The 14,746-nt window shown below is 46.0% G+C and carries 5 protein-coding genes; 4 read left to right on the top strand and 1 reads right to left on the bottom strand.

The window, feature by feature from the left end; translation table 11 throughout:
• The first annotated feature begins 85 nt into the window (after positions 1-85).
• Together HGH92_RS03085 and HGH92_RS03080 are read left to right on the top strand one after the other, a co-directional pair.
• Entirely contained in the window at positions 86-3,259 is a 3,174-nt protein-coding gene (locus HGH92_RS03085) for a SusC/RagA family TonB-linked outer membrane protein (protein ID WP_168869287.1), read from the top strand.
• Between the two features lie 21 nt (positions 3,260-3,280).
• Entirely contained in the window at positions 3,281-5,182 is a 1,902-nt protein-coding gene (locus tag HGH92_RS03080) for a RagB/SusD family nutrient uptake outer membrane protein (RefSeq protein WP_168869286.1), read from the top strand.
• 39 nt (positions 5,183-5,221) lie between these two features.
• Here the strand turns inward: HGH92_RS03080 and HGH92_RS03075 are convergent, their stop codons facing one another.
• Positions 5,222-5,419 (bottom strand): class I lanthipeptide, encoded by a 198-nt coding sequence (locus HGH92_RS03075; protein WP_168869285.1) that lies wholly within the window; start codon positions 5,417-5,419, stop codon positions 5,222-5,224.
• A gap of 739 nt (positions 5,420-6,158) precedes the next feature.
• On the opposite strand from HGH92_RS03075, the gene HGH92_RS03070 reads away from it, so the two are divergent.
• Together HGH92_RS03070 and HGH92_RS03065 are read left to right on the top strand one after the other, a co-directional pair.
• A complete protein-coding gene (locus tag HGH92_RS03070) occupies positions 6,159-10,109 on the top strand; it encodes a hypothetical protein (protein WP_168869284.1) in 3,951 nt (1,316 codons plus the stop codon).
• 30 nt (positions 10,110-10,139) lie between these two features.
• Positions 10,140-14,741: a DUF6443 domain-containing protein gene (locus HGH92_RS03065; RefSeq protein WP_168869283.1), complete on the top strand. Its 4,602-nt coding sequence runs from the start codon at positions 10,140-10,142 to the stop codon at positions 14,739-14,741.
• Positions 14,742-14,746 lie beyond the last annotated feature (5 nt).

Below are 14,746 nucleotides of genomic sequence, written 5' to 3'. Positions count from 1 at the left end.
TAATACAGATATCAGTATCCCGCAACGTTGCATCATGCAACGAGGGGCGCTTTATTGCCTAACTTAATTAAGACAGCGTTCTACAATGAAAAAATGGAATTCCACGTATGCCTTGCTGGGCATAGCGGTACTGCTTTGCCTTTCCCCTCTGTTCCTTCACGCCCGGCAAAAACGTGCAGACGTTACCGGTATCGTTAAAAATGAAGCAACAGGACAAGCCCTCTGGGGTGTTAGCGTTACAGTTAAAAATGCCACCAACAACTTTTCTGCTTCTGTACAAACAGACAGTAATGGTGTCTTTAATTTCAATCGATTGCCATCCGGCCCGGGGTATTCTTTTTCCTTTTCCTACATCGGATTTGAAAATCAAACGCTGAGCGGATATAACCTGAAACCCGGTGCGGATTTTTCATTGTTGGTGGAACTGAAAAGCCGCGAGCAGCGCATCAGTGAAGTCGTCGTCGTCGGATACGGCTCCATGCGGAAGAAAGACCTGACAGGCGCTATCAGTCAACTTAAAACCGCCAGGCTGGAAAAGGAAAGTCCCCGCTCTGTGCAGGACCTGCTACGAAGCGGTGTTCCGGGGTTGTACGTAGGACAAAACACATCAGCCAAAGGCGGAGGTGACCTGCTCATCAGGGGGCAGCGGTCTTTAAACGCCAGCAACGACCCGCTCATCGTATTGGACGGCGTCATATTCTTCGGGGAACTGTCAGAAATAAACCCACAGGACATAGAACATTTTGATGTGCTGAAAGATGCGTCCGCAGCGGCCATCTACGGGGCCAAATCAGCCAATGGCGTAGTGATCATCACCACAAAAAAAGGCACCACTGACAAACCCGCTATCCGCTTCAGCGCTAATACAGGCATCGCTACGCAAGGCCGTAAACGAGAGGTATACGATGCGCAGGGATATCTGAACTATCGCACCGATCTGTTCAACAGCACAACAAGATGGGCCACACCCGCCAAATATGCACGGCCTACAGAAGCGAACCTGGCAAAATACGGCATCACCATGGCAGACTGGCGCGCCTATGACGCACTCACCGGCGACCCTGACGATATATGGCTGCGACGCATCGGCCTGTTCGATAAAGAACGGCAGAACTACGCCAACGGTAAAACCTATGACTGGTTTGACGGCTCCTTTCAGCGCGGACTGCAACAGGACTACAACGTGAGCTTCTCCGGAAGAAACAGGGACGTGCTGAATTATTATATGTCATTGGGATATCTGAACAATGAAAGTATTGTGGTAGGAGATAAATACCGCGCCTATCGCGCCAATATCAAGCTGGACGGGAGAATCAACAAATGGATGCATACTGGCGTGAACATCAATTTTCAGGACCGCTCAGATGGTAATTTCGCGGTGGACTGGGGAGGACAGATCATCAACAACTCACCTTTCGCGCTGCCCTATGATGAAAACGGAAAGCTGGACCCTTACCCCATGGGAGCCAGTGTTAGTCAGGGTACCAACTCCGCTTTCAGCAACCAGTACAAGGAACTGCAAAAAGGATACACGGTTTTAAACACCACGCTTTATCAAACCATCAAATTGCCTTTTAAAATCACTTACCAGCTGAATTTTTCCCCGCGTATGCAGTGGTTCTACAACAGGTATCACGAATCATCCCAGAACCCTTTGTGGTCTGACAACGGAAAAGTAATCCGGGAGAACACGAAGAATTTTGACTGGCAGATAGATAATATCATTTCATGGGATTATACCTTCGAACAGAAACACCATGTAAAGGTGACGTTGCTGCAGAACGCAGAAGAGCATCAATCCTGGAATGAAAGCGTTACTGCCCGTGACTTTTCTCCCACGGATGCATTGGGGTTCCATAACATCGGAGCTGCCAATCCGCTGAAGACCACCGTCAGCAGCAGCGACCAGCGAAGCACCGGGGACGCATTAATGGCCCGCGTATTTTATTCCTACGACAACAAATATATGCTGACAGCCTCTGTCCGCAGGGATGGATATTCCGCGTTCGGTGTGTCCAATCCAAGGGCCACATTCCCATCCCTCGCATTTGCCTGGAACTTCGCAGATGAAAAATTCTTTCACTGGAAACCTATGAGCACCGGTAAACTGCGCCTGTCCTGGGGCATGAACGGCAATCGCTCCATCGGCATATACCAGGCGCTCTCCAATCTTACTACCGGCGCCGGGCGCTACGCATACGTACAAACGAACGGTACGGTATACGAACTGTCACAGCTATACGTAGACCGGATGGCCAACTACGACCTGAAATGGGAAGCCACCTCCTCCTGGAACATCGGGCTGGACTTCGGCTTCCTGAACAACCGCATCACCGGCAATATGGAAGTATACTATATGCCTACCACAGACCTGCTGATGAACCAGTCCCTCCCTGACTTTACCGGTTTTAGCAATGTGACCACCAATCTGGGAGAAGTGGTCAACAGAGGCTTCGAGCTGGGTCTTACCTCGCTGAATATGCAACGGAAAAACTTTGAATGGTCTACTACGTTAGGCTTCTTCTTTAACAGAAACGAGGTGCGGCACCTTTATTACACGTATGAAGACGTATTGAACGCAGACGGTAAAGTAGTCGGCTCCAGAGAAATCAGCGATATCTCAAACGGATGGTTCATTGGCCGGGATATCAGCTCTATCTGGAACTACCGCGTATTGGGCATATGGCAGGAGAGTGAAAGAGACCAGGCTGCCCGCTATGGTGAAATACCCGGCGATGTAAAAGTTGAGGATGTTAACAATGACGGGAAATATACCAATGCAGATAAACAGTTTCTTGGCTCTACTACGCCACGCTTCCGCTGGACGCTGCGCAACGATTTTACGTTGTTCAGGAACTTCGATTTCTCTTTCAATATATATTCGAACTGGGGCCATAAGCAGGCATCTACAGACTACCTGAATAATTTCGGCGCCGGTACGGACAGGACTAATTCCTATGTCAGAAAATACTGGACGCCGGACAATCCGTCCAATACCTATGCCCGCCTGAATTCCACGAACGTACAGAACATAACACCGCCGCGTATCATCGATAAAACCTACATCCGACTGGACAACGTTTCCGTTTCCTACTCGCTGCCGGCCAGTGTAGCAAAAAGGCTGGACATGAGCCAGTTTAAAATATACGCAGGTATCCGCAATGTGGCGGTATGGGCAAAAGAATGGGAGTACTGGGACCCGGAGACAACTTCCCTCATGCCAAGGTATTATACAGTCGGCCTTACCGCTACTTTTTAAAAATGATTAAAACGTGTTACAATGAAGATCACCATTCATAAAACTGTAAGCATCCTCTTGCTGGGAGCTGCTTTACAATTACCGTTAAGTTGTTCAAAAGGCTGGTTGAAGCCCGATCCGCTGTCTTTTTATGAACCCTCTATTACATTTACTTCCAAAGAAGGATTACAGGCCGCTATCAGCAGCTGTAACAGAAATCTTACCTATGTATGGACAGGAGAGGGAGCACCCATACTCACGGACCTGCTGTTTTCGGAAGTAGCGGTAAATGGTACCACTGATAAGTCAGGCCCGGCGCAGGACCTGAACGCAATGATCACCCCCATTTCCAATAACAATGATGTGAACACGAATAAAATCAATTTTTTTTGGTTTGAAGGATATAAAGGCATTAAATACGCCAATACGATCGTGTCTAACTTGGACAGGGTACCAGGACTGGATTCCACACTACGCAACCAGATGATGGGAATGGCTTATTTCCACCGGTCTTTCCGTTACCTGTGGCTGATATTTGATTTCGGAGACATCCCCTTGCTGACCAAAGAAATCACTACGCCCAAGTTCAATTTCCGTTCCACCAAACGGGAAGTAATATTACAACAGCTCATCGCTGACATGGAGTTTGCCGTGAAGTACGTACCGGCCAACGCAGATTTCGGCATGGTGAATAAAGGCGCCTGTCAGCAGCTGCTGATCAAATGTTACCTGGCCGCCGGACAGTTTGATAACGCCATCGCAGTGGCCAACACGCTCATCAACAGTGCCGGTTATTCCCTGATGACAGCGCCGTTCGGCACATTTGTCAACCCCATGCCTGCCGTTCATAACATCACAAGGAACGTGATATGGGACTTACACCGCGGCCCCAATAAATCTATTGCTGCCAATAAGGAGACGATCTACAATGTCATCAGCCGGGAAGACTTTGCCAACAGCCGCATCGATATCTACAGCATGAGGAACGCCGTTCCTTTTATTTCCGGCTCCGGCAATCAACTGATCAGCACTCCTTCCGGCAAACCAGGCATGAGCACCAGCTACGCACTGACGCGTGATAAGATAGACCTGCGCAAAACCTACGGCAGGGGCGTAGCCATCACCAGGCCCACCTGGTACAGCACCAATACCATCTGGGACGATCAGGACGATCTTCGTCACAGTACCAGTACCGGCAACTGGATGCGCATGGAAGACATGGTATACAACAATCCCGCATTGCTCACCGATAGAGACCCTTACTACGGCAAGCCGCTACAGAAGTACAACAGCGCCGGAAAACTGCTGGTAGCGGATACCATCAGAACATGGTTCGAATGGCCTCATTACAAGATATGGATCGAATCACCCAGGAATGAAACCGTGGACAGCTACAACGGCGGCGCCAGTGACTGGTACATCTACCGCCTCGCGGAAACATACCTGCTCCGGGCTGAAGCCTATTTCTGGAAAGGGGAGCTGGGCTTGGCTGCTGAAGATGTGAACGCCATCCGCCGCCGCGCACGTTGCACAAAGATGTACACCGCCGCTGACATAAATATGGGAACCATTATGGACGAAAGAGCGAGAGAGCTTTTCTATGAAGAGTTACGGCATATGGAGCTTAGCCGCGTATCCTACATCTTCGCAACAACCCATAAGGCCGACGAGTTTGGCAAGACATACACCGTAGAAGATCTCTCCCGGAGCAGCTACTGGTACGAACGCGTAAGCAGGTATAACAACTTTTATAACAAAGGCGTAAAAACCACGTACGGTGCCGTGTTCACGGCGAGCCCCTATCACATACTGTGGCCGGTGCCGCAGTCAGATATAGATGCCAACAGGGAAGGACGATTGAATCAAAACTTCGGTTATTCAGGGTATGAGCTGAACCGTCCGCCGATAGATAATTTGAAGGAGGCGATAGCCGCACAGCAGTAAATGATGGAACGAGCCCGAGAAACGATCGGGCTCGTGATCTTATCGGCAAATTACACACGCGTCTTGTGTATCAGGAATGGTCTCGCAGGTGATCTGCCTCGTGAGGCCTTCACAGGTGAGTTGTTTGGTAACAGGTGGCATACCGCCGGCAATCAGCGCTTGCTGTAATACATTCAGATGGGCAATGGTGGTCTTGTTGAAAGACATTTTTTTTCCGATTGTTGTTTTCTTTTTCATATACAGGAGATTTAGGGTAAAACGATTTTTGGTTACTGGGCATATTGTTGTTGGTCACAGGGAGTATTTGAATATAACCTAAAAAAGTAAGAAAAAAAAGCTTCTGTTTAACGCTGTTGCAGGGGAGTACCAGTTAAATGTTTGTTGGCCTGCATATACTTTTCAAGTGAAGGATGTTAGAGGATAATGAATAAGTTTTAATAAAAAGTTTTATCAACAAAGAAGGCCATGTGTCACCACTAAATAGTTGAAAAAAGCGGAATGCTGTCATCCCGGCATTATTTTTCATTTTGTCTTGCCAGATTTTTTTTATTTCTTCGTGGCGAATAGTGGAAATTTAACCCACCCTATACTATAACCATGTGTGAGTATTATTTGAACGGAAAATCCATTGCCTCAGCCAGTGAAAGCAAGCAACCTGGAGCAGCAGTGAAAAGAACAGCACTTCGATACCTATTGAGAATACAAACAATAGATAACCTGTTTTGTCTACGAGGCATAATGACGACTTTTTCATAATGACAAGTGATTATGCTTTTTTCGGTTAATCCATAGCCACCATTTCTTTTCTGAGTATTGTGGGCCAGCATTGTCTGATCCCGGATTTTATTCCCTGGTTAATTAATACGGGTAAAGGAACTGTTTTAGTGGCAGAGCGAAAGAGCATTCGCTATCTTCTTTTACGGGAAAGAAGATAGTGATGATAGAGAATTTTTGTCCCGAATTACAACCGTAACTTATGAGAACATTTACGAGGCTGTTTCTTGCCTGTCTTATTTTCTATGTGCCACTTATCGCTACCGCTCAGGATGTGACCCCATCGGGAGCGACGGACGGAGGGGAGACCATGGCACAGAAAAGGGGAGTTAGTATTCCCGTTGATCTTTTTACGGGGATACCAAAAATCAGCGTGCCAATTTTTGCCTATAAAAAAGGCTCCCTGAATGTGGATGTTGGTCTGAATTATTTTGCAGGAGGTGTCCAGGTACTGGAAAATGCCAACGAGGCTGGCTTAAGTTGGAACCTGGTGGCGGGTGGCGCTGTTACGAGGTCTGTAAGAGGAGTTCCGGATGATTATCCGCAACATGGCTATATAAATATGCCTGCTATTCCGGCTACCATGGCGGACAGTATCCGGTTTAAGTATTTTAACCGGGAGCAGGATGGTCAGGCGGATGCATACACTTACAGCTGTAATGGTATTGCCGGGAAATTCATGATAGGAAAGGACCGGAAGGTTAGAATGGTGGAGCAGAAAAACATACAGATTATCCCTGAGTTTACAGAGGGTAATCCTGCGTATTCATTGACTGGCTTTACCATTATCACGGCAGAAGGAACCCGCTACGAGTTTCGGGACATGAATATGGATAAAATACTTTCGCGCGATGGAACAGAGGTGTTTAATAACCAGTTTTATCCTACTGCCTGGAATCTTACAAGAATAATAACACCATTTAATGAAGATACGGTTACGTTTAAATATAAATGGTATGATACAAACAAGAATGATGCTAACACAGAAACCCTGACACTGGAGTATGGTAAACTGTCTACAACGACTACTTATTCAAATGCAGCCACGGTAAACCAGAATTATACACGTCATTATGCAAAGTTGCAGGAGATCGTGATGCCGGATGGTCAGTCGCTTTCTGTGGAACGTGCTTCCAGGCCGGATGACGGGGAAGAAGCATTGAAATTCATTAAGATTTATAATAATGGACGCCTTGCCGACAGTTACCGGTTTGATTATCTTACTTATGATGTCCGGAATAAGACCTGGATTAATTTTTACAGCTTTAATCCCAGTACAGGAGACTATATTTCCTTTTTAAGGCGTATTGTAAAATTGTCCTCCCTGGGACAAATACCTCAATATACGTTCGTTTATAATACGGATTATCTTTTGCCAGGTAAGTTGGGAATGATCTTAAGCGATTTTTCCCAGCTGGTACCTGAGATCGGCAGAAATTCAAGGGATCATTGGGGATTCTATAACGGTAAGGCTAACAGAACAAGTATTCCGGCGCTGACGGGAGTCAATGGGGGAGACAGAGAACCCTCTGCCAGTTATGTACTGGCCGGGAGTTTGAAAAAGATGATTTATCCCAGTGGGATGGTCCGTGAGTTTGACTTTGAATCTCATGACAGGGCCAGCGTAATTCCGTCAGCAGAAGCTGCATATGTTAGTGCGAATGCTCCCGGGACTTATACCCTGAGCCTGAACCAATATTACACTACTAAACACAGCTTAAATATTCGCTTCGACCCGGGTACCGATTTGTCTGAATCTCCTCCGGTAAACTGTAGCTGGTCATTTGCCTTGAAAAACGTTAGTGGTCAGGTGATAGACAGCAAAACTTATAGCTATGGAGCATTGTATAGTGGAGGTAGCGCGGTTTGGGAACTGAATGGCCCGTCTGGAGATTATACGCTGACGGTACAGAAATCCGGTGGTTGTAATTTGCCGATAGGATCAACAATAGTGGTAAGCTGGAATAATAATGTGGCAAATGGCCAAAAGTTGATAGGAGGAGGCATTAGAATAAAAAAGGTAACGGATTTTCCTGCTAACAGCAGTGCGCCTCCTGTAGTAACAAATTACAGATATGTTGCCGCGGATGGCATTACTTCATCGGGATATATGGCGGAATATCCTAACTACGAATACCATCGTCCTATCGTCTTCTCTGACGGGACAATGCGCGACGTAAGGATCATTTCTTCAGATCCGGTGAACAGCCTCAGTTATGCATCCGGTAATCCTATCGGATATAACAGGGTGGAGGTTTTCCAGGGACAATCACCATCCGACAACGGGAAAACTGTGTACGAATTCAGCGATTTTCGTGACATCAACTTTAACCCGGTAAAGAATTCTTATCCTTATTTACCGGTAGATAAGGCCGATTGGGGATTGGGATTACTGAAAAAAATAAGTATTTACGATCACCAGGGTACCTTAAAGAAAGAAACGGTTAATACTTTTAATATTATCCAAAGCCAGCTTAAAGAGATTAACACCACATCTGCGCTGATTTCTCATACAAGCAGCGGATATATTACCTACGAAACCAAAAATCTCCAGACGGACCTTTATTATCCTGTTACTGGCAGAACCGAGCTGACGAAGACAATCGAAACCAGTTATCCCGAGGGTAATGCGAATAATGGAGTAACGAACAGTATTTCATATACCTATAGCCCTGTACATTTTGGTGTCACAAAAATAACGCAGGACCTGGATAATGAAAGAGGCTTGAGTATTGAAAAAAGACTGTACTATAATACCGACTACACAATTTCAACGGGAGTGTTTCCTGTCTTTAAAGCAAAAGGGATTACCCAGTTAATATCCACCGAGGAATGGATTATTGGGGATGATAATCCGCGTATGACAGGTGCCAATGTCACAGAGTTCCAGGCTTTTAGCAATATTTTGCGACCCTACCGAAACTACGAATTTGCTTCCAGTGCCCCTGTGCCGTTATCTGTAATAGGAACCTTTAATCCTGCCACACTGGTAAGAGGAACAAATCTCTTTAAAGTAAACAGTATTCTGTCTCAATACGATGAAAAAGGATTTTTGCGAACCATGCAAAAAGACGGTGCGGTTACATCGATGATGTTAAGCCCGGATAAACAAATGCCCGTAGTGAAAATAGAGAATGCCGCTTATAACAGTATTGCCTATACCGGTTTTGAAAGTGCGGAAAAAGGAAGCTTCTCTTATGCCGGTGTTCCGGAGAAGGATATTACCGCTGTAACCGGGGATTACATATATAATCTGGCCACTGGCGTTATTACCAGAAGTAATATTTCTCAGGCTGTACCCTATATCATGAGTTTCTGGTATAAAGGAGCTGAACCAGCTGTATCCGGAGCCACTAAAACCGTTTCCTCAGCAAATAGTCAGACAGGGTGGGTTTTTAATGAATATAAAATCACACAATCAGCCATCAGTATTTCAGGTGTGGCGAAACTGGACGAAGTCCGGTTGTTGCCTGCAAATGCCAGCATGGAAACAAGAACTTATGATCCGCTGGTTGGAATTACCTCAGAATGCGCTCCGGACAATAAAGTGAGATATTATACTTATGATTCCCTGAAAAGACTTATCCTGGTAAGGAACGAGAACCGGGAAATTATTCAGAAAAAAGAGTATACCATGAACGGGCTGCTGAATACCAATCCTGTTTGGGACACCACAGGAGAATTTCGTTGTCAGACCGATGCTGATGGTATTACCGGATATCAGGAAGTGCAGCTCACGGATATCAACACAAACAGTACTACCTGGGGTGCCCTCAAATGGGTAGTGACAGGAAAAATAGGCTGTACGCCACTACCGAGATATGAGTACACCGGCCGCAAACGCTGTGTCACCAATCTTGGTGTTAATATAGGTACCTTCGAAAAGGAGAGAAAGGATATTAACCCCCATTCCGCTACCTATGGCACATACAGCTGGGAATACGGAGGCACCGATGAAACCCTGTGCCCTGTTCCGGTGGTGTGTGAGGGAGAAGGTAAGAAAATGATTAACGGAAAATGCGAAACCGGAAGAAAGGTAATTGTTGAATCAGAGCCTGAAAAAACGGGTTGGCGCTGTGTTTATCGATATGAGTTTTCGGATGGAAGCGTTTCAGATTTATATGATATGTATTCACCATCACCCTGTATGTAATCCTGTACGTTCATTAAGCGGATCTCTTCTATGAAATCAATATTTATTTCTGTTACTATAGCTTTTTTGTTAATAACCGCATTCGTTTGTGGACAGAATAAACCAAATGGTGTAACGACACCTGCTACTGTGACACCTGATACATTGCCCCGGAGTTTTGACAACGCTACGGCAGTGAGTCTCGAACGCATTTATACGCCGGTGAAGCCAATTACAAACCCGGCGGCTATTACAATGCAAAGCGGCGTAAATGATGTGAGGGTTGCAACGACCTATACCGATGGTATAGGAAGACCATTACAGACGATATTAAACAAGCTTTCCCCGGATCAAAAGGACTTAGTATATCTCAGTACGTATGACGCCATCGGGAGGGAGTCGCAAAAATTTCTGCCATATGCGGCTCCTGGTGATGACGGGCTGTTTAAACAAAACGTTTACCAGGAAGCCAAAATGGCTAATGAGAAGTTGTTCCCCGGTGAACAGGTCTACTACGGTAAAAGTTATTATGATAGGTCTCCACTGGAGATGGTGGTAAAAGCCACTGCTCCAGGTAATTCCTGGGAGGGGAGCCAACGTGGTACCTCCATTACACAACGGACTAATACTATAGCCGATTCTGTGCGTCGATGGACCATTACTTCACCGGATATCAGCGCTGTACCGGTATCATCAGGATGCTATGGCGCTAACCAGCTGCTGGTACAAACAGAAACCAACGAACAAAATCAGGTGACTGTCAAATACATAGACCAAAAGGGCCGGGTGATCCTTTTTCGCAGAAAAGTAACAGCTACAGCAGGCGCTGGCCACATAGGCTGGCAGTCAACTTACATGATATACGATGAAATGAACAATCTGCGGTTCACCATTAGCCCGAAGGCCGTAGCACAGATTATGGGGAATTGGCTGCTTGATAACGAGACTTTGCGCAATGAGCTTTGTTTTCAGTATCAGCTGGACGATAAAAGGAGGATAGTGGCAACGGTCACCCCTGGTGCTGGGTTGACAGAAATGGTATATGACAGCAGGGACCGTATCGTTTATAGCCGTAAGGCTAATTTAAAAGATAAGGGTTGGCAGGTAAACTATTATGATGGACTCAACAGGCAAATAAAAACCGGATTTTATAACCAGGCTAAAACCCGGGTCCAGCTGCAACAGCTAATGGATGAACTTGGAGGTACTGCGTTACAGGAAAATAAGGTAGTGTCACAAACTGATGATATGGTGGTGTCCAGTCGGGACATCAGCATCAATACCTATAAAGCGGGCAAGTCAATTACCTTTATGGATGGTTTTGACACATCTCCGGGAGATAATATGGACGCATTTATTGATCCTGAAAGTACTAACGACACCTACTCGGATGTTGTTGTGAAAAATCCGGCTCCTCCTGAAGACAATGTGGAGTGGTTGTCCTACGCCTTTTATGATGATTACAGCTGGTCGGGAGCCGCTCCGTTTCAGGGAAATTATGCATCCCGGCTGACAGATGGAGGTAATCCTAATGCTGATATGGATTTGAATGCTGCTAATGCCATTCGCGGAAGAATGACTGGTACAAAGACCCGTGTGTTGGGCACAGATCAATGGCTGACAACTACGGTTTACTATAATGCCAGGGGGAGGGCTATACAGACGATTGCAGATAACGTAACCGGTGGTAAAGACATTTCCACTAATCTGTACGATTTCAACGGAAAAATGCTCAGCAATTACCTGGCGCACAGTAATCCGCGCAGTGTACTCACACCTGCTACATCAATGTTGTCTGTTATTAAATATGATCATGCTGGCCGAATAGTTGAGGTTAGAAAGAGACCCAATGATAATGCCGCTATGGAACGGGTGATCGTGCAACAGGAATATAACAGTGTGGGAGCCCTGAGGAAGAAGACATTAGGCGTCCAGTCGAACGGCAGCGCATTGGATAGCTTGGTGTATGATTATAATATCCGTGGCTGGCTGACTGGAATCAACAAAAATTACGTCAATACCGATAATAGCAGTATAAACAAGTTTGGCGAGGTGCTGAGTTATAATATCGGGTTTGATGTTCCTCAATACGGCGGCAACATTGCAGGTATCAGATGGAAAGGATGGAATGATAAGGTTGCAAGGGCATACGGATATTCCTACGACAACCTTAATCAACTGGTAAATGCTGATTTTAATCAACAGAATACTGCTGGTGCTGCATGGACAAAAGATAAAGCGGATTTTACGGTGAGCGGGTTGGTGTATGATCCAAATGGTAATATTACTGCGATGTCCCAACAAGGATTAAAAGGTAATACAATTACTGCTGTAGATAAACTCACGTATACCTATACTTCAACTTCGAATAAGTTGCAGGGAGTAATTGATGCCGCAAATGATGTTAATTCAACATTAGGTGATTTTAAAGATGCCAATGGCACCAACCCGATTGACTACGATTATGACGCCAGCGGTAACGTGACGAAAGACCTGAATAAGAATATTACCAGCATTACCTATAATATTCTTAACAGACCGGAATTAATTACGGTGGCGGGAAAAGGTACTATACAGTATTTTTATGATGCCTCTGGCCAGAAGGTGAGGAAGAAGGTAACCGATAATAGTAAATCGGTCCCGGTGGTTACTATAACAGATTATGCCGGCGGTATCATTTATAAGAACGATAGTTTGCAATTTATTGGTCATGAAGAAGGTCGCGTCAGAGCGCTCTATCAACCAGGAAATCCTGTTGCCCTTGTCTATGATTATTTTGAACGGGACCATCAGGGGAACGTACGGATTGTAATGACAGAACAAACCAGTCTTCAATTGTATGCAGCCACAATGGAAACCGCGGCTGCACCTGTTGAAAATGCGCTGTTCAGCAATATAGACGCAAGCCGCGTAGCCAAACCCACCGGTTATCCGGAAGATAATACAACTTCCAAAAATGCCTTTGTGGCAAGGTTAAATGCCCGCTCCGGAGGGCAAAAGGTGGGACCATCGCTCGTACTGAAGGTAACTGCCGGAGACACTGTCCAGATCGTGACCAAGGCGTTTTATAAGTCGGGAGCCCCCCAACAACAGAAAGCCGGCGCCTTACCGGAAGAAATGTTAGCGGCTTTGGTGAATAACTTCAATGGAACCGGTGGAACACCGGACATTCATAGCGGAACGGAAAGTGGTAACTCGCCATTCGGTACCAAATTCACCTCAAAGGATTATGAACGGTTGATAAACGAAGCCCCGGAGAAAGAGCCCGATGCCGCAGGCAGGCCCAAAGCTTACCTGAATTATGTGCTTTTCGATGACCAGTTTAATATGGTAGATGCGAACAGCGGCGTTAAACAGGTACGGGAAGAGGCAGATCAGCTGCAAACGCTGGGGACCGATAAGATGCCGATTACCAGGAGCGGTTTCCTGTATGTGTACACCAGCAATGAAAGTCAGCAGGATGTTTATTTTGATAATTTAATGCTTGGTGTATCTTTGGGCCCCGTAATTGAGGAAACGCATTATTATCCATTTGGTGTACAAATGGCCGGTATTTCCAGTGATGCGTCTTCCCCTGCACTGAAAAATAGTTTCAGGTATAATAGTGGCGCTGAGTGGGAAAGCGAACTGGATGTGGACCAGTATAGTACCTTTTATAGGAAATATGATCCACAGATCGGCAGATTCCTGGGTGTGGATATATTGGCTGGTTCAGTTAGTGATTTCTCCCCTTATAACTACGCATTGAACAATCCGATTCTCCTGAATGATCCATTGGGAGATGAAGCCACTGTACGCCAGATCATTGACAATATGCTCGATAATCCGGCATTTGCATATGGTGGCTCCTGGACACCGGCTGGTGGCTATGAAGCATTTAGCAACGAAGCCACCGAGTTTACCCAGGGTGCAATGTTAATCTCACAGTTTAACTTGTGGGGCAGTTACGGATTTGCCTCCAACTATACGCAGGCTGCGATAGGCTTCAACCAGGGCCAGGCGCAAAAAGGCAGTAATGAACGGGTGAGCACAAATGTATATTTCCTGGCAGGAGTGAGGGTCGTGTTAGGTAATTCTACCTCTTATTATGTAGCGGGGATTCAGGCCGGATGGGAAGTGTCAAATGTAATGACGATGAATACTTTAAGCCAAATGCTAACGATGCAAAGATGGGCAGGCACAGCAGGTGATTTGGCTCAAAGAGGAGGGAATGCAACGGTAGATTTTCTCGGTTCTTCAGGAGGGGATAAAACCAATAGAGTTGTAGGATCTGCTGCTACAGCGCTGGGTGTCCAGGAGTCTCTTATGGGGCTGGCAGTGACTACAAGTGGAATGAAAGCGCAAGCCTACCTTGGGAGGCAAGGTGTGGGAATGCTTAGTGGGCTTAGTGTCGTCGGCAAAGGAGCATTGATACTTCAGGCGGGAGTTAGTGCTGTAACAGTTTATCAGCAAGCGAGGCGCAACGATGTTGATGCTACGCCAGGAGATAAGGCGTGGCATATTAGTAAAGCTGCATTAGACGTTGCTGTGTGTGCTGCAACAATTTGGGGTGGACCTGTTGGTATTGGTATTGGATTTGTTTACTTCGTGGCGGACCAATCCGGTGCTTTTAATTGGGCTCACGATAAAATAATGGGAAAGCATAATGATTAATGGTT

The sequence above is a fragment of the Chitinophaga varians genome (assembly GCF_012641275.1).
Taxonomy (GTDB): Bacteria; Bacteroidota; Bacteroidia; order Chitinophagales; family Chitinophagaceae; genus Chitinophaga; species Chitinophaga varians_A.
This window is presented reverse-complemented; position numbering and strand designations above follow the sequence as displayed.